At 62.9% G+C, this 20,065-nt stretch carries 20 protein-coding genes; 14 read left to right on the plus strand and 6 right to left on the minus strand.

Features of this window, described 5'->3' with window-relative positions; all coding sequences use genetic code 11:
* Positions 1 to 143 precede the first annotated feature (143 nt).
* From WN982_RS28995 to WN982_RS29015, 5 genes are all read left to right on the plus strand, one after another.
* On the plus strand, positions 144 to 2,423 hold the full coding sequence (locus WN982_RS28995; protein WP_341319006.1) for an amylo-alpha-1,6-glucosidase: 2,280 nt from the start codon (positions 144 to 146) through the stop codon (positions 2,421 to 2,423).
* Positions 2,424 to 2,568: 145 nt separating this feature from the next.
* Positions 2,569 to 3,423, plus strand: coding sequence for a MurR/RpiR family transcriptional regulator (locus WN982_RS29000; protein ID WP_341319007.1), 855 nt, complete (start codon positions 2,569 to 2,571; stop codon positions 3,421 to 3,423).
* A gap of 104 nt (positions 3,424 to 3,527) precedes the next feature.
* Positions 3,528 to 4,643: a C45 family peptidase gene (locus tag WN982_RS29005; protein ID WP_341319008.1), complete on the plus strand. Its 1,116-nt coding sequence runs from the start codon at positions 3,528 to 3,530 to the stop codon at positions 4,641 to 4,643.
* A 12-nt stretch (positions 4,644 to 4,655) separates the two neighbouring features.
* On the plus strand, positions 4,656 to 5,987 hold the full coding sequence (locus WN982_RS29010; protein WP_341319009.1) for an aspartate aminotransferase family protein: 1,332 nt from the start codon (positions 4,656 to 4,658) through the stop codon (positions 5,985 to 5,987).
* Between the two features lie 24 nt (positions 5,988 to 6,011).
* Positions 6,012 to 6,566 (plus strand): carboxymuconolactone decarboxylase family protein, encoded by a 555-nt coding sequence (locus WN982_RS29015; RefSeq protein ID WP_341319010.1) that lies wholly within the window; start codon positions 6,012 to 6,014, stop codon positions 6,564 to 6,566.
* A gap of 186 nt (positions 6,567 to 6,752) precedes the next feature.
* Here the strand turns inward: WN982_RS29015 and WN982_RS29020 are convergent, their stop codons facing one another.
* On the minus strand, positions 6,753 to 7,061 hold the full coding sequence (locus WN982_RS29020; protein WP_341319011.1) for a DUF4148 domain-containing protein: 309 nt from the start codon (positions 7,059 to 7,061) through the stop codon (positions 6,753 to 6,755).
* A gap of 367 nt (positions 7,062 to 7,428) precedes the next feature.
* On the opposite strand from WN982_RS29020, the gene WN982_RS29025 reads away from it, so the two are divergent.
* The 5 genes from WN982_RS29025 to WN982_RS29045 all read left to right on the plus strand — a co-directional run bounded on the left by WN982_RS29025 (position 7,429) and on the right by WN982_RS29045 (position 11,855).
* Entirely contained in the window at positions 7,429 to 7,854 is a 426-nt protein-coding gene (locus tag WN982_RS29025) for an OsmC family protein (RefSeq protein WP_341319012.1), read from the plus strand.
* Positions 7,855 to 7,999: 145 nt separating this feature from the next.
* Positions 8,000 to 8,848 (plus strand): isocitrate lyase/phosphoenolpyruvate mutase family protein, encoded by an 849-nt coding sequence (locus tag WN982_RS29030; RefSeq protein WP_341319013.1) that lies wholly within the window; start codon positions 8,000 to 8,002, stop codon positions 8,846 to 8,848.
* A 70-nt stretch (positions 8,849 to 8,918) separates the two neighbouring features.
* Positions 8,919 to 9,557 (plus strand): TetR/AcrR family transcriptional regulator, encoded by a 639-nt coding sequence (locus WN982_RS29035; protein WP_341319014.1) that lies wholly within the window; start codon positions 8,919 to 8,921, stop codon positions 9,555 to 9,557.
* 31 nt (positions 9,558 to 9,588) lie between these two features.
* A complete protein-coding gene (locus WN982_RS29040; RefSeq protein ID WP_341319015.1) occupies positions 9,589 to 11,100 on the plus strand; it encodes an MFS transporter in 1,512 nt (503 codons plus the stop codon).
* A 482-nt stretch (positions 11,101 to 11,582) separates the two neighbouring features.
* Positions 11,583 to 11,855, plus strand: coding sequence for a YodC family protein (locus tag WN982_RS29045; protein WP_341319016.1), 273 nt, complete (start codon positions 11,583 to 11,585; stop codon positions 11,853 to 11,855).
* A gap of 49 nt (positions 11,856 to 11,904) precedes the next feature.
* Here the strand turns inward: WN982_RS29045 and WN982_RS29050 are convergent, their stop codons facing one another.
* Both WN982_RS29050 and WN982_RS29055 read right to left on the minus strand, forming a co-directional pair.
* Positions 11,905 to 12,060 carry a hypothetical protein gene (locus WN982_RS29050; RefSeq protein ID WP_341319017.1) on the minus strand — a complete coding sequence of 52 codons (156 nt, stop codon included), beginning with the start codon at positions 12,058 to 12,060 and terminating at the stop codon, positions 11,905 to 11,907.
* Positions 12,053 to 12,934, minus strand: a complete 882-nt coding sequence (locus WN982_RS29055) for a methyltransferase domain-containing protein (protein WP_341319018.1) — start codon at positions 12,932 to 12,934, stop codon at positions 12,053 to 12,055. Before WN982_RS29055 ends, WN982_RS29050 begins: the two co-directional genes overlap by 8 nt.
* Before the next feature lie 75 nt (positions 12,935 to 13,009).
* On the opposite strand from WN982_RS29055, the gene WN982_RS29060 reads away from it, so the two are divergent.
* Positions 13,010 to 13,447, plus strand: coding sequence for a helix-turn-helix domain-containing protein (locus WN982_RS29060; protein ID WP_341319019.1), 438 nt, complete (start codon positions 13,010 to 13,012; stop codon positions 13,445 to 13,447).
* A gap of 19 nt (positions 13,448 to 13,466) precedes the next feature.
* On the opposite strand, the gene WN982_RS29065 is transcribed toward WN982_RS29060, so the two are convergent.
* A complete protein-coding gene (locus WN982_RS29065; protein WP_341319020.1) occupies positions 13,467 to 13,784 on the minus strand; it encodes a multidrug efflux SMR transporter in 318 nt (105 codons plus the stop codon).
* Positions 13,785 to 13,872: 88 nt separating this feature from the next.
* Here WN982_RS29065 and WN982_RS29070 point away from each other — a divergent pair, with 88 nt between their 5' ends.
* Positions 13,873 to 14,292 carry a helix-turn-helix domain-containing protein gene (locus WN982_RS29070; protein ID WP_341319021.1) on the plus strand — a complete coding sequence of 140 codons (420 nt, stop codon included), beginning with the start codon at positions 13,873 to 13,875 and terminating at the stop codon, positions 14,290 to 14,292.
* A 59-nt stretch (positions 14,293 to 14,351) separates the two neighbouring features.
* Here WN982_RS29070 and WN982_RS29075 read toward each other — a convergent pair whose 3' ends face one another.
* Positions 14,352 to 14,672 carry a superinfection immunity protein gene (locus WN982_RS29075; protein WP_341319022.1) on the minus strand — a complete coding sequence of 107 codons (321 nt, stop codon included), beginning with the start codon at positions 14,670 to 14,672 and terminating at the stop codon, positions 14,352 to 14,354.
* A 193-nt stretch (positions 14,673 to 14,865) separates the two neighbouring features.
* On the opposite strand from WN982_RS29075, the gene WN982_RS29080 reads away from it, so the two are divergent.
* Positions 14,866 to 16,329 carry a M20 family metallopeptidase gene (locus WN982_RS29080; RefSeq protein WP_341319023.1) on the plus strand — a complete coding sequence of 488 codons (1,464 nt, stop codon included), beginning with the start codon at positions 14,866 to 14,868 and terminating at the stop codon, positions 16,327 to 16,329.
* 485 nt (positions 16,330 to 16,814) lie between these two features.
* Positions 16,815 to 17,702 carry a crotonase/enoyl-CoA hydratase family protein gene (locus tag WN982_RS29085; RefSeq protein ID WP_341319024.1) on the plus strand — a complete coding sequence of 296 codons (888 nt, stop codon included), beginning with the start codon at positions 16,815 to 16,817 and terminating at the stop codon, positions 17,700 to 17,702.
* Positions 17,703 to 17,807: 105 nt separating this feature from the next.
* On the opposite strand, the gene pdeR is transcribed toward WN982_RS29085, so the two are convergent.
* Complete coding sequence (gene pdeR / locus WN982_RS29090) at positions 17,808 to 19,811, minus strand: cyclic di-GMP phosphodiesterase (RefSeq protein WP_341319025.1); 2,004 nt, start codon at positions 19,809 to 19,811, stop codon at positions 17,808 to 17,810.
* Positions 19,812 to 20,065 lie beyond the last annotated feature (254 nt).

The following is a 20,065-nucleotide window of genomic DNA, read 5'->3' on the forward strand; positions in this document are numbered from 1 at the left end:
AAAGCTCTGCATCTCCCATGCCACAAAACCCAGAAACTCACATATGTTAAGGTCGTCTGACACGCACAGACCTTCTACAATCGGAAGCGATGGCAGAACCCCGAAACCGGAAAGCAAAAGCGAACACCATAGGAGCGACCCTGATGCAGCAGCCAGAAGCCCTCGGCGGCCTATCCCACTCGGGCGGAATCGACCACCTCGACCTCGAGCCGGACGGCGCATTCATCCCGACGGAAAATTTAAACGTCGCGAGCGCCACCCAGCACGTACTGAAGTCGGGTGACACTTTCATCGTCAACGACCCCCTCGGCGATATCACCGGCCACGACGACGGCTTGTTCGTCAACGACACCCGTGTCCTCTCGCAACTGCGCCTCACGTTCGGCGGCCGCGCGCCGTCCCTATTGTCGGGCAGCGTCAGCAGCGACAACACCTCCTTCACCGCGCACCTGACCAACCGCCCGTTGCCGCCGCTCGGCGGCGATAGTACCCCCGAAGGCGTGATCCACGTCGAGCGCGTACGCGTGCTGTCCGGCACCGTGCTCAACGAAGCAATCGAACTCACCAACTACGGCACGAGCGACGCCGTGGTACCGCTGTCGATCTCCTTCGCCAGCGACTTCCGCGATATGTTCGAAGTGCGCGGTCTCAAGCGCAATAAACAGGGGCGTGTGGAACCGGCTCGCATCGAGAACCGCGAGGTGCTGCTCGGCTACATCGGCCTCGACAATGTGGCGCGCAACGTGCAGATCGCCTTCTCGCCGGAGCCGGACAAGCTGTTCGCCGACCGCGCCGACTACACCGTGAAGCTGCCGGCGCAAGCGTGCGTGTCGATCTATCTGTCGGTCGCCGTGCAGGTCGTCGCGCAAGCGGACAGTCCCGGCGCGGGCGTCGCCAGGCCGACGCACTCGTTGAGCGAAGCCCATCTGTCGCAAATCGACGCGGAACGCCCGCGAGTCGGCCGCACCGCGGTGCGTGCCGCGCTGGTCGACGCCCACCTCGTGATGCGCGAACGGCGCCGCGCCACCGCGCGCGTTCGTTCGAGCAATCCGCTGTTCAACGCGTGGATCGACCGCTCGTTCGCCGACCTCGGTCTGCTGACAACCGATCTCGCCACCGGCCCGTATCCGTATGCCGGCATCCCCTGGTTTTCGACGCCGTTCGGCCGCGACGCGGTCATCACGTCGTTGCAAACGCTCTGGCTGCAACCCCAATTGGCGGCCGGCGTGCTGCGTTTTCTCGCTGAGCATCAGGCGCGCAAGAATTCGCCGTTTCGCGATGCCGCGCCCGGCAAGATCATGCACGAGATGCGCAAGGGCGAAATGGCCGCGACCGGCGAAGTGCCGTTCGCGCTGTACTACGGCGGCGTCGACAGCACGCCGCTCTTCATCGTGCTGGCCGGCGCCTATGCGGCACGCACAGGTGACCTCGCGTTGATCGACGAATTGTGGCCGGCGCTCGAGCGCGCGGCGCAGTGGGTCGCGGGCGTCTGCGACAAGAACCCCTACGGCCTGCTCGACTATCAGCGCGAGTCGGATGGAGGACTCGCGAATCAAGGCTGGAAAGACAGCCACGATTCGGTATTCCACGCCGACGGCCGTTTTCCCGACGGCCCGATCGCATTGGTCGAGGTGCAGGCGTACGCCAGCGCGGCGTTCGATACCATGGCGCATTTTGCCAAGCTGCGTGGCCTGTCCGAGCCGGCGGCGCACTATCGGGAGCGGGCGAAAAAAATCCGCCAGTGCGTCGAAGAAAAGTACTGGATGGAAGAGTCCGGTTTCTACGGCATCGCGCTCGACGGACACGGCGAACTGTGCCGTGTGATGGCGTCGAATGCGGGGCATCTGCTGGCCTTCGGTCTGCCCGCGCGCGCGCGCGGCGAAGCGGTGGTGCGCGCGCTCGACTCGACGCTGTTCCACACCGGCTGGGGTGTGCGCACGCTGGCCGCGAGCCAGGCGCGCTTCAACCCGATGGCGTATCACAACGGCTCGGTCTGGCCGCATGACAACGCTCTCTGCGCGCGTGGCCTGTCGCGCTACGGCGGCAAGGCGTCGGCGGTGAAGCTGTTGCAGGCGTTGTTCCAGGCGGCGGTCAATTTCGACATGCGCCTGCCCGAGCTGTTCTGCGGTTTCCCGCGGCGGCGCGGCGAGCCGCCCACCGCCTATCCGGTCGCCTGCCTGCCGCAGGCATGGGCTGCGGGGTCGCCGTTCATGATGCTCGAAGCCTGTCTTGGCATCACGATTGACGCAACCAGGCGCGAAGTGCTGATCGAACAGCCGATGCTGCCCGAAGGCATCGACTGGCTCGAAGTCGGCGATTTGCAGGTGGGCGATGCGTCCGTGTCGATCACGTTCCGGCGCATTGGCGCCAAGGTCGTCGCGTCGGCCGAGCAGGGCGACGTACGGGTGGTCGCCCTGCTTTAACCGGACGCTTAACCAGGCACTGAGCCCGGCACTTAGGCAGACGCCTAAGCAGCCACAACTAGCACGCTGGAATTGCTGTTGGATGCGATGTCCCGGGTGGTAACATTTGTTGTCATCCTTATCGACCGTTCGCCCGGTATATCGCATGCCAGACAGTTTCGACCAGCTCGCCGCCCTGATCCGGGCGCGCTTCTCCGAACTGAGTCCGCAGTTCCAGATGGGCGCAGGTTTCCTGCTCGATCATCCCGACGAAGTCGCGGTCTCGTCGATGCGCAAAGTGGCCGAGCGGGCACAGGTGCAACCGGCGTCGCTGGTGCGGTTGTCGCAGCAACTCGGTTTTCCCGGCTGGAACGAATTGCGCAACCTGTTCGTCGCGCGCGTGCGTACCAGGCCCGAGCCTCTCACCAGCCGCGCACGCTCGCTGGTCAAATCGAAAGACGCGCTGGCGAACGATCTGCTGGTCGCGCAACAACACAACCTCGAAGTCACTGCCGCGCACAACGGTCGCGCGATCGTCGAAGCGGCGCGTCTGCTGCGCCGCGCGCCGCATGTACATGTGGCGGGTTTTCGCTCGTGTTATGCGGTGGCCTTCGGTCTCGTCTACGGCTATCGGTTTTTCCGCTCGTCGGTGTCGCTGCTCAACGGCGAAGCCGGCACGCTGGAGATGCAGCTGCGTACGGTCGAGCGCGATAGCGCCACCGTCGTCATCAGTTTCGCGCCGTATTCGGTGGAAGCGGCGCGCGTCGCCGAAGCCGCGCTGGAAAAGGGCAGCAAGCTGATTGCGATTACCGACAGCGCGGTTTCACCGATCGCGCTGAACGCCGACAAGGTGCTGATCTTCTCGCACGAGAGCCCGTCGTTCTTTCCGTCGCTGGTGGCGGCCACGGCGATCGCGGAATCGCTGGTCGCGCATCTGCTCGCACTCGAAGGGGCGGGCGCGGTCGAGCAACTCGGCATCGCCGAGCAGTCGTTGCATGCGAAGGGCGCGTATGTGCCTTGAATGTGCGTTGAATGTGCCTTGATTTTCCTCATTTGACTCAAGCGGATTGCTTCCACGGAGCAGGGCTGCTTCGTTCGTATCACGGCCGTACCGTTTGACAACAAATGTTGTTTGAAAGTATAAAGACGTATCGATTGTTGAATGGGTGCGAAACGGTGGTGTCGACGCAGGAGTTGAGTCTTTTTCAGGTGACCGGTGAGCCGTATGACATCGGCTACCGGTTGGGCGAGCTTGCCAGGCCGGTGTTCACCGAATACATGGTGCAAAGCCGCGCGTGGCAGGCGGTTCGCCGGTGGCGCGGCGATCCGGTCGTGCAGCAGCTGCGGCGGGCGGCCGAAGCGCATTTTCCGGCGCTGCTGGTCGAACTCGATGGCATGGCGGCGGGGCTCGGCTGGTCCGCGGATGACATCTTTCTGTGGAATTGCCGTGGCGAGCTGATTCACAACGCGCCGGACGGCTGCACGACATTGGCGGCCGCCGGCAGCACGCGTTTCATCGCGCACAACGAAGACGGCGATCCCTATTTGCGCGAGCGCTGTTGTCTGGTTCAGGTGCAACCGGCCGGCAGGCCGGGTTTTGTAAGCTTCTACTATCCGGGATCTTTGCCGGGACACACCTTCGCCGCGAATCGCGCCGGTCTGGTGCAGGCGATCAACAATCTGCGCATCCGCGTGCCCACCGCCGGCGTGCCGCGGATGATCCTCGCGCGGGCGGTGCTCGATGCAACGTCGCTCGACGAAGCGCTGCGAACATTGCGCGATGCGCCGGCTGCAAGCGGCTTTCATCACACGCTCGGCTGCGCGGGCGATGCGCGGCTCATGAGTGTTGAAGCAACCGCGCAGCGATGTTCCGTGCAAACCGTTGCGAACCTCGCCGGCCATGCGAACCATCTGATTCACACGGGTTGCGAGGCTGAAGCGCAAATCGTCACCGATTCCTCGCGCGACCGTCAGGCGCGTGTCGAACAATTGCTGCCCGCGCTCGCCAGTCCATTGAACGCCGCGGCGTTGCTCGACGTATTGCACGATCGTGCGCCTTCAGGCTTGCCGATCTACCGCGACGATCCACTCGACCCCGACGACGAAAACACGCTCGCTACCGCGCTCTTCGAGATCGGGAAAACGGGTGTGACGATGCAGGTTTTCCGGCAAGGCCATCTCGCATTCGACACCTTCATCGCACGCACTGCGCCTCTGCAGGCCGGCACGCTGACCGGTTAACAAGGAAAAAACATGTCCACCGTATTCCACCGCTCGCCGAGGCAGTCGTTGCCGGTTGCCGTCGCCGGCGAAGGCATCGAGATCATCGATTCCACCGGCAAGCGTTATATCGACGCCTCAGGCGGGGCCGCCGTCTCGTGTCTCGGTCATAGCAACCAGCGCGTGATCGACGCGATCAAACGGCAGGCGCAGCAGTTGCCGTATGCGCACACCTCGTTCTTTACGACCGAGGCCGCCGAGGAACTCGCCGACCGTCTGGTGGCGAGCGCGCCGCAAGGGCTCGAACACGTGTACTTCGTGTCCGGCGGATCGGAGGCGATCGAAGCGGCGCTGAAACTGGCGCGTCAGTATTTTGTCGAGAGGGGCGAGTTGCAGCGCCGTCACTTTATCGCGCGCCGCCAGAGCTATCACGGCAACACGCTGGGCGCGCTGGCGATCGGTGGCAATGCTTGGCGTCGCGAGCCGTTTCTGCCGATCCTGATCGAAGCGCACCACGTGAGCCCTTGTTATGCGTATCGCGAGCAGCACGCTGGCGAAACCGAAGAGGCGTTCGCGCAGCGTCTCGCCGACGAACTCGAACAGAAGATCCTCGAACTCGGCGCCGATACGGTGGCCGCCTTCGTCGCGGAAACGGTGGTGGGTGCGACAGCCGGCGCGGTGCCGCCGGTGCGCGAGTACTTTCGCAAGATCCGTGCGGTGTGCGATCGCTACGGTGTGCTGCTGATTCTCGACGAGATCATGTCGGGTATGGGACGCACCGGCTATCTGTACGCGTGCGAAGAAGACGGCGTCGCGCCGGACATCCTGACTATCGCCAAGGGACTCGGCGCCGGCTATCAGCCGATCGGCGCGACGCTGGTGAGCGAGCGGATTTACCGGGCGATCGTCGGCGGGTCGGGGTTCTTTCAACACGGGCACACCTATATCGGCCACGCGACCGCGTGTGCCGCGGCGCTCGAAGTGCAACGCGTGATCGCCGACGAGCATCTGCTGCCCAACGTGCAGGCACGAGGCGAACAGTTGCGCGGGCTGTTGCGCGAGCACTATGCGCAGCATCCGCACATCGGCGACGTGCGCGGGCGGGGTCTCTTTGTCGGCGTCGAACTGGTGAAGGAGCGCGCGAGCAAGACCCCGTTCGACGCGCAGCTGAAACTGCATGCGGCGATCCGGCGCGAGGCGTTCGCACGCGGACTGATGGTGTATCCGATGGGCGGCACGGTCGACGGCAAGAGCGGCGATCATGTGCTGCTGGCGCCGCCGTTCATCTGCACCGCGCGCGACATCGACGAGATCGTCAGCCGGCTGGCCGACGCGATCGACGGCGCGCTGGCTTCCATTCAGTAACTCGCCACTTCCTGTGAGATTGCGATGACCGAGCGTTTACCTCGCTTCGACCTGTCCGCTGCCACGCCCGAACAAAAGGCCGTGCTCGACGAGATTCTGTCCGGCCCGCGCGGCAATCTGAATGGGCCGTTTCTCGGCTGGATTCACAGTCCGGAACTTGCCCAGCAGGCGCAGCGTCTCGGCGCGTTCTGCCGCTACCGGACCGGCTTGCCGCTGCGCCTGTCGGAGCTGACGATCCTGGTGACCGCGGCGCGTTGGCAGGCGCAGGCGGAGTGGTACATCCACTATCCGATCGCATTGGAAGCGGGCGTGGCCGAAGCGGATGCGCAAGCGCTCCTGCACGGGCAGCGCCCAGACTTCGCCGATGCAGACGATGCGTTGATTTACGATTTCGCGAGCGAGTTGTACGACACGAAACGGGTCTCGGACGCGACGTATGCGAAGGCGCTCGAGCGCTTTGGGCACGAGGTGGTGATCAACCTGGTCGGCTTGCTCGGCTACTACGCCTTGGTGGCGATGACGTTGAACGTGTTCGGCATGCGCGCGGTGGGGCAGGAGAGTTTGCCGTTCGCTGAGTAGCGGCAAGACAGCTGGGGCATCGGCCTGGATCGGTGGTTTTTACGAAGCCCCCGCCGAACGCTACTCGCAATAAAAGCGCCCCGGTTGCGAGTTTCGCAACCGGGGCGCTGGTACTTCTGACTACCGCTTTACCTGCTCTTGACTACGCTGCCACTTGCGCAGCTTGCCGACTGTGCAGCTTGCGGCTTATTGCCCGCGATAGGTCGAGAACGGACCTTGTTGTACCGAAGACGGCGCACCGGAAGCCGACGAGACGGCGCTCACGCCCCCCACGTCTTGCGAGCTCTGAGCAACCGCGGCCACAGTGGTGCCGGTCTGCGGAACGCTCTTCGGATAGTTGGTGTCGTTCTGATTCAGGAGGCCCGCTTTTTGCGCGGCCACCAGTTCAGCACGCACCTGTGCGCGCGTCACCGGACCGTTTGCCTGCTGTGCGAACGAAACAGCCGGGACGATAAGAGCGGATGCAACGATTACTGCGGAAAGAAGCGATTTCATGATGACCTCCGGTTTTCGATTGTTGATCAGATCGACTTGAATTGCGTTTCCTGATCTGTTGGAACGAGTTTATTTTCCGTAGGGCAAGTAAAAAAGCGCCTTTCCATGAAAAGATTGTTACGAATTTTGAAATGGTCTGGAAGCGGTTTCACGGGCCTGCATCGTCACGACGCTGGCACACAGAAGCGCCTATCATGAAGTTCGGTCCACGTCCGCGCCCGCAGCGCCGCGCGGCACGCCCCGAAGGAAGTCCTCTTGGGGGACTCGCGATCGATGCCGAAGCCGCAAGCACCCGGACGGGACCGTTGCGGCGGGCATCATGTTCGGTTAAAGAGCGGCGTCAGGCAGGGCACAACAGGAGAGAACGATGAAGCGCAAGGCATCAGCAGTCTGGCAAGGCGGCCTGCAAGACGGTAAGGGCTCGATTTCCACCGACAGCGGCGTCCTCAAGGAGACTCAATACTCGTTTTCGACACGTTTCGCGGACGGCATCGGCACGAATCCGGAAGAGCTGATTGCGGCTGCGCACGCGGGTTGTTTTTCGATGGCGTTATCGGCGGAACTGGGCAAGGCCGGCATCAGGCCCGAACATATCGGCACCACGGCAACCGTCACGCTCGACAAGGATGGTGGCGGCTTTTCGATCACCGCGGTGCATCTCGATGTGGCGGTGAAGATCCCCGGCGGCGACAAAGCCGCATTCGACAAAGCCACCGCGGACGCCAAGGCGGGCTGCCCAGTATCGAAGGTATTGAACGCAACGATCACGATGGACGCCAAGCTCGAAACCTGAGCGCGTGGTTCTTCTGCTGCGAAGATATTCGAGGCCGGCGGGCGGGTAGCACTCGCCGCCGGCATTGACCTGTTGATCAACACTCACGACGGTCCGCTGCCGCGCTTCGCGCGCGGCGCGGTCGTCGTCTTCCATGGAACCGTCAATGACAACGCAAACAGAAAAGGCACGGCAATTCCAGTCTTATCACACAGCCAGCGAGGCTTTCATCATCCCGAATCCGTGGGACATCGGCACCGCGCGGTTGCTGGCGCTGGCCGGCTTCAAGGCGCTCGCGACCAGCAGCGCCGGCTACGCGTTTTCGCGCGGCTTGCCGGATAACTCGATCGGCCGCGCGCAGATGATGGTGCACCTCGCCGAGATCGCCGGCGCGACCGATTTGCCGGTGAGCGCCGATCTGGAGAACGGTTTCGGCGACGCCCCCGAAGATGCCGCTGAAACGATCACGCAAGCGGCAGCTGCAGGCGTGGTCGGCGGCTCGATCGAGGATGCGACCGGTCGCGCCGACGAACCGATCTACCCGTTCGAGGCCGCGGTGGAACGGGTGCGCGCGGCCGCCGAAGCGGCTCGCTCACTGCCGTTTCCGTTCACGCTGACGGCGCGCGCCGAGAATTACCTGGTCGGCCGGGCCGATCTCGACGATACGATCCGGCGCCTGCAGGCCTATCAGGAAGCCGGCGCCGACGTCCTCTACGCGCCCGGTTTGAAGACGCGCGAAGAGATCGCCGCGGTGGTCGGCGCGCTTGAGCGGCCCGTCAATGTGCTGATGGGTTTGCAAGGCGTGCTGCTCAGCTTCGACGAACTTCAGGCGCTGGGCGTGCAGCGGGTGAGTGTGGGCGGATCGCTCGCGCGTGCGGCGCTCGGTGCGTTCCTGCGGGCGGCGTATGAAATGCGCGATCACGGCACCTTCAACTATACGAAAGACGCTGTCAGCGGCAATGAAATCAATCAGCTTTTCACCACCGCATCGCAGAAGTGGCAGAAAGAGCGATGAGACAGCCCTGACCATCCGGCTACGAGAACTCGCCTTGATTTATTGAACGGGTAGTCATAATATCCGTCACATGAAGCAATCTGGCAATTCCAACCAATCCGCGAAAAAAGGTGGCGAGGTCTGCCCTCGGGGCCGGCCGCGCGAGTTCGACACGGACACCGTGCTGGCGAGCGCGAGTCAGGTTTTCTGGAACCATGGCTATCACGCCACCTCGATCGACGATCTCTGCAAGGCGACCGGCCTGCTACGCGGCAGCCTGTACGGCGTGTTCGGCGACAAGCACGGCATCATGCTGGCCGCGCTCGATCATTATGCGGAGGGCTCGGTCGCGCGGCTGGCTGAACGGCTGAATGCGCCAGTCGCGCCGGAAGTGGCATTGCGCCACGCTTTGATGCATTACGCGCGGGTTGCGAGCGCGCTGACGGGCGAGCGCAGTTGCTTCATCACCAACACCACGTTGGAGATGCAACCCGGCGACGAAGAGCTGCGCACGCGCGTCGCGGCGATCCAGCGCCGCATGGCGACTTTGCTGGCGGCGGCGGTGATTCGCGGCCAGGCGAGCGGCGCCTTCGATTCGACGCTCGATGAAAAGGCCGTCGGCGACTTCCTGCTGTGCGTGATACAAGGATTGCGCGTGCTCGGGCGGGTGGCTCATGGAGAAGACGCGCTCACGAACATCGTGAACGTCGCCATGCGCGCGCTCGTCTAATTTTTTTTGCCTAATTTTTGAACGATCAGTCATGAATTGCGAAACCATCAAGTCCGCTCCGGCAGCATTTGCCGGACCCGCTGGACCCGCCGCCGCCGTGGTGTGCGCTGTTGAACAGACCGCGCCGCGCTTTGAGCGCCAGGGGCTCGCGCTCGCCGTGCTGTTCGTCGGCGCGTTTCTCGCGCCGCTCGACTATTTCATTGTCAACCTTGCGTTGCCGTCGATCCATACGGGGCTGAACGCCAGCGACGCGCAGTTGCAACTCGTAGTGTCTGCCTACGCGTCCGCGTACGCCGTGTTGCTGATCACGGGCGGGCGCCTGGGCGACCTGTACGGCCGGCGCCGCATGTTCATGACCGGGATGGCGGCATTCGTGGTCGCCTCGGCGTTGTGTGGTTTTGCCACCAGCGGCCACATGCTGGTGATCTCGCGGATCGTGCAGGGCGTGGCGGCCGCGGTGATGGCGCCGCAAGTGCTGGCAACGATTCGCGCGGTCGTGCCGCTGCATCAGCAGACCAAAGTGATGAGCTTCTACGGCTTCATGTTCGGCATGTCGTCGATCGTCGGGCAACTCGGCGGCGGCGCGCTGATCACGTATCACCCGTTCGGACTCGACTGGCGCATCATCTTTCTGCTCAATATTCCGATCGGCATTCTCGCGTTCATCGGCACGTGGAAGTTCGTTCCGGAGAATCAGCCGGCCACGCGCATCGGCATCGACGTGAAGGGTGTCGCGCTGCTCTCCGCGGTGCTGCTGCTCATCATCTATCCGATGACGCATGGCCGCGAAGCCGGCTGGCCGGCGTGGACCTTCGCGATGTTCGCGCTTGCCGCGCCCGCGTTCGCGCTATTCGTGGCGACCGAGCGGCGTGTCGAGCGGCGTGGCGGCCATCCGCTGGTGGATCTGCAATTGTTTCGCAACCCGGCGTTCGCACTGGGTCTCGTGCTCGCGTTCCTGTTCTATTGCAACAGCGCATTTTTCCTGACCTACGGGATCTTTCTGCAAACCGGTTTGCACTGGAGCCCGCTCGCTTCGGGCATGGCCATCATGCCGTTCGCGGTCGGCTTCGTGGTCGGCCCGCTGACCTCGCCGGCCGTGGTCAATCGCATCGGCGGGCATGTGCTGACGCTCGGCTTTTCGATGATGACGGTGGGTTTCACGGTCACGGGCTGGTCCGCCACTCACGCCGCTATGCCGGACCTGCTGTTCTATTGCGGGCTGGTGTGCGCGGGCGTCGGCCACGGCCTGTTGCTGCCGTCGATCATGCGCATCGTGCTGCTGGAAGTCGTACCCGAGAAGGCAGGGCTCGCTTCGGGCGTGGTGTCGTCGACCTTGCAGATCGGCTCGGCCTTCGGCACCGCGGCGATCAGCGGCGCGTTCTTCGGCGTGATCGGGGGCCGCGCGACGCCGGATGCGTATGCGCATGGGTTCCAGTACAGCCTCGCAATCAATGCGTTGCTCATGCTCGCGTGTATTGGTTTGAGCGTGCTGCTGGTGCGGCATCAGCAATTGGCATTGCGCCGGGTTGCAGCGCCGCTTTGATAGCGCGCGGAGAAAACGATTTCAACTACGCTGCCTAAAAACTTTTATGCACTTTAAACAAAGTGCTTCCGCAGCATCGCGGATTTACCGGTGAGTTTTCCGTTCACAGGTAATTTCGTTTTAACGGCGATCAGAATAAACCCGAATTAAATCGCCATCCGTAGATTAGATGTGACAAAAACCAGGACGCATCTTTTACGTGCCGATTTGAGTCGCTGCCGTAAAATTTCCTATCGTGCAGTGCCGCATGGGCGGGGGTTGTCGCTGTTTTTGAAGGGTTTTCCCGAGATATTCAGCCGATGGAGCGAGTCGAAGAGACACTTCGGTGCGGTTGGAAACAGTATCAACAAAAAGCACTTGCGGCGGATAAATTCGATTGCTAATCTTGGCAAACTTTTTAGAGGTTCTCTTCAGTAGGTCGAATGTCGAAATGCGCGTCTCAATGGCCTAAAACCACTTAACAGGTCCGTAGGGGAATGAATATGCTGACCGCTACCATTGACGAATTCCAAACTCAGCCAGCCGCACGCTTCAGTGCCGGCGACGTCGTTACGTTGAAGGAAGGTGGTCCGCGCATGACCGTGACCTATGCGGGTCCCGTGGCGCTCAATCCGGGCGACTGGCTGATCTGCGAATGGTTTGACGAACACGGCGAACTGCGCCGCGAGATGTTTGCGTACGAGAGCGTACGGGCCGAGCCGCGCTCGATTCCCGCGGCCTCCGTGCTGTGGGGCAGGATTGGGCGGGCGGCTTAAAGCCGCGAGTAACAGCTCCGTCATTGAACTGTGCCTATAGACTTGTGACTCAGCCGGCCCCGTAGAGGCCGAAGATCGCTTGCGCGACGAGGCTAGGGGAGCGCGCGGAGGTGGGGCGAGGCGTTCGGCTGCCCAGATGTCCCCCCGCTGTCGCGTCCGCCCCGATCAGAAGCGCGCTCATCAGATACTCCACTGCCTCAGACATGGGCTGCCTCCTTCGGCGAGGCTGACGCAGACGGCGCTCGCGCGCTCACCACCCAGCAAGCAGCGGTGTAGCGAACTTCGATTCCATGCACATAGGGATCGAAGGCGGCACGGACCGTCTCGATAACTTGCGTGCGCGTGTGCTCGTCCGCCTCCTGAAGGATCCTGCCGACGGGGCCGAGCCGGCTGAGGTAGCCGACCAATTCCTTTTCGGGCAGCGTGCAGTCCACGTCGATCGGCCGGATGTCGATCCCGGCCCAGCCGCTCTCGTCGAGGATGGAAGAGATCCGCTGCCGGTCCGCGAAGGCGAACTGCCCCGGCGCGCCTGGTTGGCGGGCGGGAAGGTTCGGGCGTAGCGGCGCCGCGGCGCGCTCGGGGGTCGTCATGAACGGATTTTCCGCGGCACTGCGCCAGGCGATGAACCGGAGTTCGGCGTCGTTCGTTGCGGCGCGCCGCAGGTTCGCGAAGGCTTGGACCGGGTTGTCGAAGAACATGACGCCGAAGCGCGACATGATCCTTTCGAAGCTCGCCGGCTCGAAGGCATGGGTCTGCGCGTCGGCACAGATGAAACGTGCCGTCGAGCCATCCCGTTCGGCGCGTGCCTGGGCGGCGGCGATCATCGGAGCCGAAATATCGGCGCCGACGCAACGCCCCTTCGCGCCGAGCCGCCGCGCCACGGCCAGCGTCGTGCTGCCCGTGCCACAGCCGACGTCGAGCACCCGGTGCCCGGATCCGGCACACGTCATGTCGACAAGCAGGTCTTCAAATGGCTTGAACATCTCGTCGAGCACCTCCTGCGCTGCCACCCAGGCGCGTCCGGCGCTGCCGTTCCAAAGCGCCGTCTGCTCGTTTTCAGTCTGCTGGTTGACACTCATGGTCGTTGTCCTTTGCTTGCGCCCCGGGGAGCGGAAGCTAAACTATGCAAGTTCAAGTCGACTTGAGGTCAAGAGGTGAACAAGCTAGACATCGCCGAGGTGGCGCAGCGATCCGGCGTTCCCGCATCGACGCTGCGGTTCTACGAGGAAAAGGGGCTGATTGCCTCCTGCGGCCGGCGAGGGTTGCGCCGCCTGTTCGATGCGGGCGTGCTGGAGCGGCTGGCACTGATCGCGCTGGGGCGCGCCGCCGGCTTCTCGCTTGATGAGATTGCGCTGATGTTCGCACCGGAGGGGCCGCCGCGTATCGACCGGCAGATGCTCGCGGCCAAGGCGGAGGAACTGGACAGGACGATCCGCAAACTGAGCGCCATGCGCGACGGTCTGCGGCACGCCGCGGCTTGCCCCGCACCGAGCCATATGGAATGCCCCACCTTCCGTCGCATCGTGCGGGCCGCCGCCTCTGGCGCGATCCGAGCGCGAGAGAGGAAGGCTCCGCCGCCACCCTGGAATTAGTCCGGCGCGCAGCGGAGCGCTATCCGTCGATCAATTTCAATCCCGCCACCGAGAGCACGATCAACGTCATGCAAATCACACGGGGCGCGGAAACCGGGTCGTTGAAAAGCATCACGCCGAGCACGGTGATGCCGAGCGACCCGATCCCAGTCCACACCACGTAAGCCGTCCCGGCCGGCAAATGCTTCATCGCCAGCGTCAGCAAAAACACGCTGCCGAGCGCGGCTGCAATTCCGCCGATGCTCGGCCACAGGCGCGTCCATCCATTTGCATATTTCAGCGCCAGCGCCATCAGGATTTCGACCGCGCTTGCTGCGAGCAGAATTAGCCATGCCATCGTGAGCTCCATTGATGAGTGAGTGGTTAATGAGCGGCCAGCTTAGGGCTATAGTGATGCGCTCACCATTACTTACCCACTGGTAACCATGGCATTGCCCGAGTCCGTCAACGAGCCCTTCGCACCGGCCGATCAGCCCTATCGCGGCGACGTCTTCGACGCGGCCTGTTCGTCGCGCCTCGCGCTCGAACTGATCGCGGGGAAGTGGACGCTGCTTATCCTGCCGGCGTTATTGTCCGGCCCGATGCGCAACAATGCGCTGCTGCGCAAGATCGGCGGTATTTCACAGAAGGTGCTGACGCAGACGCTCAAGGAACTCGAGCGCAACGGTCTGGTGATCCGCGAGGCGCAGCCGGGTGCGGTGGCGCATGTGGAGTACCGGCTCAGTGAACTGGGACGAACGCTCAGTGACGCGCTGGTGACGCTCGATCATTGGGCCGAGGAAAACGCGGCCAGGCTCGACGCTGCGCGTGAACGCTACGACGCGCGGCAGCAAACGCACCGCTAGCTGATGGCGGCCTGATCGCTGCCGGGTTGCTACATGGTTGCTACATGGTTGCTGCTTATTTAAGGGTGCTTATTTTCCGCTTGCTCACGCGCCGTTGCGCGCTTCTTCACGCGCATCAGAAGCGCCGACGAAAACGATCTCATCAGCACGACCTTACGCTTCTGCACGATTTCACCCGCGACATTCTTCGGCGGGTTCGGCTGCAACGACCAGTAGAGCGCGAGCAGCCAGCCGAACCCGGTCCAGCCGATGCACGCGTTGAACAGCGCCAGCGTCAGCAGGTCGTGGCGCTTGCGGCGGTCCGCCAGAATCGACGGCAGGAAATACAGCGCCAATGCAAGCACCGCGGCGATGGCCTGAACGACGATATTGCCACCCATAGCCCGGCTCTCCAATACACGACGTATGCCACGATTGTCGCGCGATTGCCTTGTTTGCGCACCTGATTTACCCCTTGCCAGGCGGAGCATCGCCAGCGTCTCGCGCGTGAAAACGCGGCGAGGGGTTTAGCCGGTTCTTCATCAGGACTATCATGGGCGTTTCGACTGAACAGAACCCGAACGGACCGCCATCATGATCTCCGACGATACGACCCAGCACGCTCAGCGCATCAACCACGACACGCTACGCGAATTCGTAGACCGCAAATGGAACGACGAGATCGTGCCGGCGCTGACGGACTACATCGCGGTGCCTGCCAAGAGTCCGGCGTTCGATCCCGACTGGGTCGCGCACGGCTATCTGGAGCGCGTGATCACCGATGCGGCGCAGTGGGCCGAACAGCAGCCGGTGCGCGGTCTGAAGCTGGAAGTGGTCCGTCTGCCGGGCCGCACGCCGGTGATTTTCTTCGAAACGGCCGCCACCCGTTCGGGCAGTGAAGAAACGATCGTGCTGTACGGCCACCTCGACAAGCAGCCTGAGTTCGACGGCTGGCGCAACGACCTCGGGCCGTGGACGCCGAAGCTCGAAAACGACAAGCTGTACGGCCGCGGCGGCGCCGACGACGGCTACGCGATTTACGCCAGCCTGACGGCGATCGCCGCGCTGGACGCGCAAGGCATCGAACGTCCGCGCTGCGTTGGGCTGATCGAAACGTGCGAGGAGTCGGGCAGTTACGATCTGCTGCCGTACGTCGACGCCTTGCGCGAACGTCTCGGCAAAGTGGGGCTGGTGGTGTGCCTCGATTCCGGCGCGGGCAACTACGATCAACTGTGGCTCACCACGTCGCTGCGTGGCCTGGTGGCCGGCGACCTCGAAGTCCAGGTGCTCGATGAAGGCATCCACTCGGGCGGCTACGGCGGCATCGTACCGTCGAGCTTCCGCATCATGCGGCAACTGTTCGACCGCCTCGAAGACGCGTCCAACGGCAATCTGCTGCCGAAGGGTTTTCATTGCCCGATCCCGGTCGAGCGCCTGCGCGAAGCAGAGGCGACCGCCCAGATTCTCGGCGACGATGTCTGGAAGAAAATTCCGTGGGCCTGCGGCCAGGATGGCCGCCAGGTGCTGCCCACCACCACCGATCCGCAAGAGGCCTTGCTCAATTCGACGTGGCGTCCGTCGCTGTCCGTGACCGGCGCGGCCGGCTTGCCCGCTCTCGCCGATGCCGGCAACGTGCTGCGCCCGCGCACGGCGTTCAAGCTGTCGCTGCGCCTGCCGCCGCTCATCGAGGCGGAGAAAGCCGTCGCCGAACTGAAGTCGCTGCTCGAATTCGATCCGCCGTACAACGCCAAGGTGACCTTCAAGCCGGACGCGGGCGCGGCTACCGGCTGGAGTGCGCCCGATCTGGCGCCGTGGCTCGCAACGGCGCTCAACGACGCATCGCGTCAGCACTACGGCGCGGACGTCGCGTACATCGGGCAGGGCGGCACGATCCCGCTGATGAACGTGCTGAAAGCCGGCTTCCCGCAGTCGCAGTTCATGGTGTGCGGCGTGCTCGGGCCGAAGTCGAACGCGCACGGGCCGAATGAGTTTCTGCACGTGCCGTATGGCAAGAAGCTGACGGCAGCCGTTGCCGAGGTGATCGCCGCCGCGCCTTGAGCGCGGAGCAGGCCGACCGCTGGTCGGCGCGTCTGCCGCATCTGCAGCAACGCCGCGTTCGATCAAGCGGGTGAGTGGGTCACCCGCGCCATTTATGCCATTTGAATGCTCCGCGTCTGGTGGCGCTGCCCGGCAGCCCGCCAATAGCAAAAACAAATACCCACAAGCTATATTTTCGATTGCATTACCTAATCAAAAATTACTTCTTTTGCTTCCCATTCCGGCAAGAAATTCCGTATTTGCTCGTTCACTAATTAGTTGGCAGTTTGCTGTCTTCGTGCCGGTAATTTCGCCCATCTTCGGTGCGCAACCGTTTGCGCTCGCGTGGTGTTTTAAACAACGCCGGTCCTCCCGCCACAGCTCCGCCTGGCGTGCTTTTGAACATGCTTTACATTCATCTGTTCGTTACCCCGCTCCCATCCGATTCTGGTCTGCTTTAGGCTCGCATTGCATTGCCAATGTTTAACCTTAAAAGGACCATTCAAATGAATCTGCATAGCCACCACGCCTGCCGCCCATTCCTCGAAGCCGGCAATTTGTCGCAAGTCTCCGCTTACTACGAAGAAGGACGCAACGTCATGTGGATGATGTTGCGCGCGCAGCCGCGTCCCTGTTTTAACCTCGAACTGGTGCACGACATTCTGGGTCTCGCGCAGGCAGCGCGAGAGTCCGGCTTGCCGATCGACTTCTGGGTTACCGGCTCGTTGATTCCAGGCGTGTTCAATGTCGGGGGCGACCTCGATTTCTTTGCCGACGCGATCCGCTCGGGCAAGCGCCCGGCGCTGATGGCCTATGCGCGTGCCTGCGTCGATTGCGTGCATGCCGCGGCGCGCGGCTTCGATACGGGTGCGATTTCGATCGCGATGGTGGAGGGCTCGGCACTTGGAGGCGGGTTCGAAGCCGCGTTGGCGCACCATTTCCTGCTCGCGCAAAACGACTCGCGCATGGGCTTCCCGGAGATCGCGTTCAATTTGTTCCCGGGCATGGGCGGCTATTCACTGGTTGCACGCAAAGCGGGCATGCGCCTCGCCGAAGAGCTGATCGGCGTGGGCGAATCGCATACGGCGGAATGGCACTTCGGCAAGGGCCTCGTCGACCACCTGTTCGAGCCGGGCGAAGCCTATATGGCGACACGCACCTTCATCGACACGCTCAAGCCGAAGATGAACGGGATTCGCGCGATGCTGCGGGCGCGCCAACGCGTGCTGCAACTGTCGCGCGCCGAGCTGATGGAAATTACCGAAGACTGGGTGGACGCCGCCTTCACGATCGAGGAGAAGGACCTCGCTTTCATGGAGCGGCTCGTGATGCTGCAAAATCGCCGCACTGCCAACCTGCGCCAGACGGCGGCCACTACGGCCAGTTTCGCCTGAGTCGACCCTGGCTCAACGTCAATAAGCCGCTGGCGAGGGTCCCCCACCAAGGGGACTTCCTTCGGGGCGCCCCCCAAGGGGACTTCCTTCGGGGCGCGCGGAAGCTCAGGCAATCAGTCTGAGCTTCTGTCTATCCTGCAACCAGCGTTCGAATTCCAGGACCGGCATGGCCTGACCGTACAGGAAGCCTTGCACGTAGTCGACGCCCAGCCCCCTCATGAACATCTCTTCCGATTCGGTTTCGATGCCTTCGGCGACCACCTTGAAGTTCAGCTCCTGAGCGACCGCCACCATCGAGCGCACCAGCGCTTGGGCTTTGGTATTCGCGTTGATCGAGCGCACGAAGCTGCGATCGAGCTTGATGACGTCGAGCGGAATGCGCCCCAACTGCGACAGCGACGAATAACCGGTGCCGAAGTCGTCGAGGTGGACCTGTGCGCCGAGCTGACGGAATTGCCTGATCAGATCGATCGCAGCCGCTTCGTCCTCGATCAGGCAACTCTCGGTGAGTTCGAGGTCGATCAGACACGGGTCGAGCCTGGCGTGCTGCAGCGCTTCGCTGAAATGCCGGACCACGGCGGTATCGACCAGTTGCCGCGCCGACACGTTGATCGCGACGCGCAGGTTGTAGCCGTCCGCCTTCCATTTGGCGGCTTGCCTCGCGGCCGTTTCCATGACCCAGCGGCCGAGCACGCCGATCAACCCGGATTCTTCCGCATAACGGATGAACTCGGCCGGCATGATCTGCCCGCGTTCCGGCGAATTCCAGCGCACCAGCGCCTCGACGCCTTGTACGACGCCGGTGGCGAGCACCAGCTTCGGCTGATAGTGCAGCGTCAGTTGACCCTCTTCGAGGCCGCGACGCAGGTTGGTATCGAGCCACATGTACTCGGCGACCTTGCGGTTCATTTCCGGCGAGAACACGCGGTAGGTGCGCTTGCCTTCGTCCTTGGCGACGTACATCGCCGTGTCCGCCGAACGGATCACGGATTCGAGGCTGTCGCTGTGCTCCGGATAGAGCGCGATGCCGATCGAGCAGCCGGTGTAGACCTCGACCAGCCCAAGGCTGAACGGCGTGCGCAGACGTTCGAGGATGCGCTGCGCGGTGGCTTCGAGTTCGTGAGCGGTGCCTTTGGCGGCGAGCACGATGAATTCGTCGCCGCCCAGACGCGCGAGCGTGTCGTCTTCGTGCAGGCAGGTGCTGATGGCCGCCGACACATCGCAGATCAGCCGGTCGCCGAATACGTGACCGTAGTGATCGTTGACCTTCTTGAAGTTGTCGAGATCGAGGAACAGCACGCCGACCGATTCGCCTTCGCCGGCTTCTTCGATGGCGGCGCGAATCTTGTCCTGGATCGCGTTGCGATTGGCGAGGCCGGTGAGCGAATCGGTATTCGCCAGTTCGGAGAGCCGTTCCTGCGCGTTCCTTTCTTCCGTGATGTCGGTGCCGGAGCAGATCAGGAATTGTTCTTCGACACCGCTGCCGCTGTGCACGAACTTGTTGCGAAACAGGAACAGCCGTTCGCCTTGCAGGGTTTTGACGCGACGCTCGACTTCGTATGACACGCCGCGATTGAAGAAGCCCGCGATGTTCTGGCTCGACGCCGCGCCTGCCTCGGTGGACATGAACAGCGCCCACACATTGCGGCCGATGATGTCTTCCTCTTTCACGCCGGTGAGTTCTTCGGCGAGGCGATTGAAGCGCTGTATCCGGCCATGCCTGTCGACGATGACGACGACCGAGTTGACTTCGGAGACGACCTGTTCGGCGAACGACAGACCGTGGACCAGATCGCGGGCGACGGATTCCGTGTCGTCGTAGGCCGAGGCGGTGCCGGCCCAGGTGTTGCTGGACAGTTTTTTGCCGACGAGGTGCAGCCGCAGCGGTTCGCCGAACAGCCGCACGTCGAGGATGAGACTCGAGGTGACGCCGGTGAGGCAACGGATTTGCGAAGCCTGCTGGGGATTTAGCGGAATGGCGACATTGGCGGGCACGTCACCGGTGACGGGGGTGAGTTCCAGCGCGTTGCTGTCGTTCGACAAACGCCAGCATGGGCTGCTCGTGCCGAACTGCGCATAAAGCACCTGGTCGTGTTGGTCGTCGTTCATGAGATTCCCGGCGGAGTGTGCCTGCGGGCCTGCAGTGGTTGCGGGTTGACGGGCAAACAGTCTTCATCAGATGTAAGACTTGTCCCATTGTAGCGAAGCGGCTGGAGTTCGGGCTTATAAACATTAACGGTTTCATAAGCTGGGGCTTTAGGTTTTTGTCGCTGGCGCGGTTTGTGCTCTGGTTTTTGCCCTTCAGGCGGTTTCTGTCTGTTTGCCTACGGCGGTGGGCTTTGCTTTCGTTTTTGTCTACGCGG

The sequence above is a fragment of the Paraburkholderia sp. IMGN_8 genome, assembly GCF_038050405.1.
Classification (GTDB): Bacteria; Pseudomonadota; Gammaproteobacteria; order Burkholderiales; family Burkholderiaceae; genus Paraburkholderia.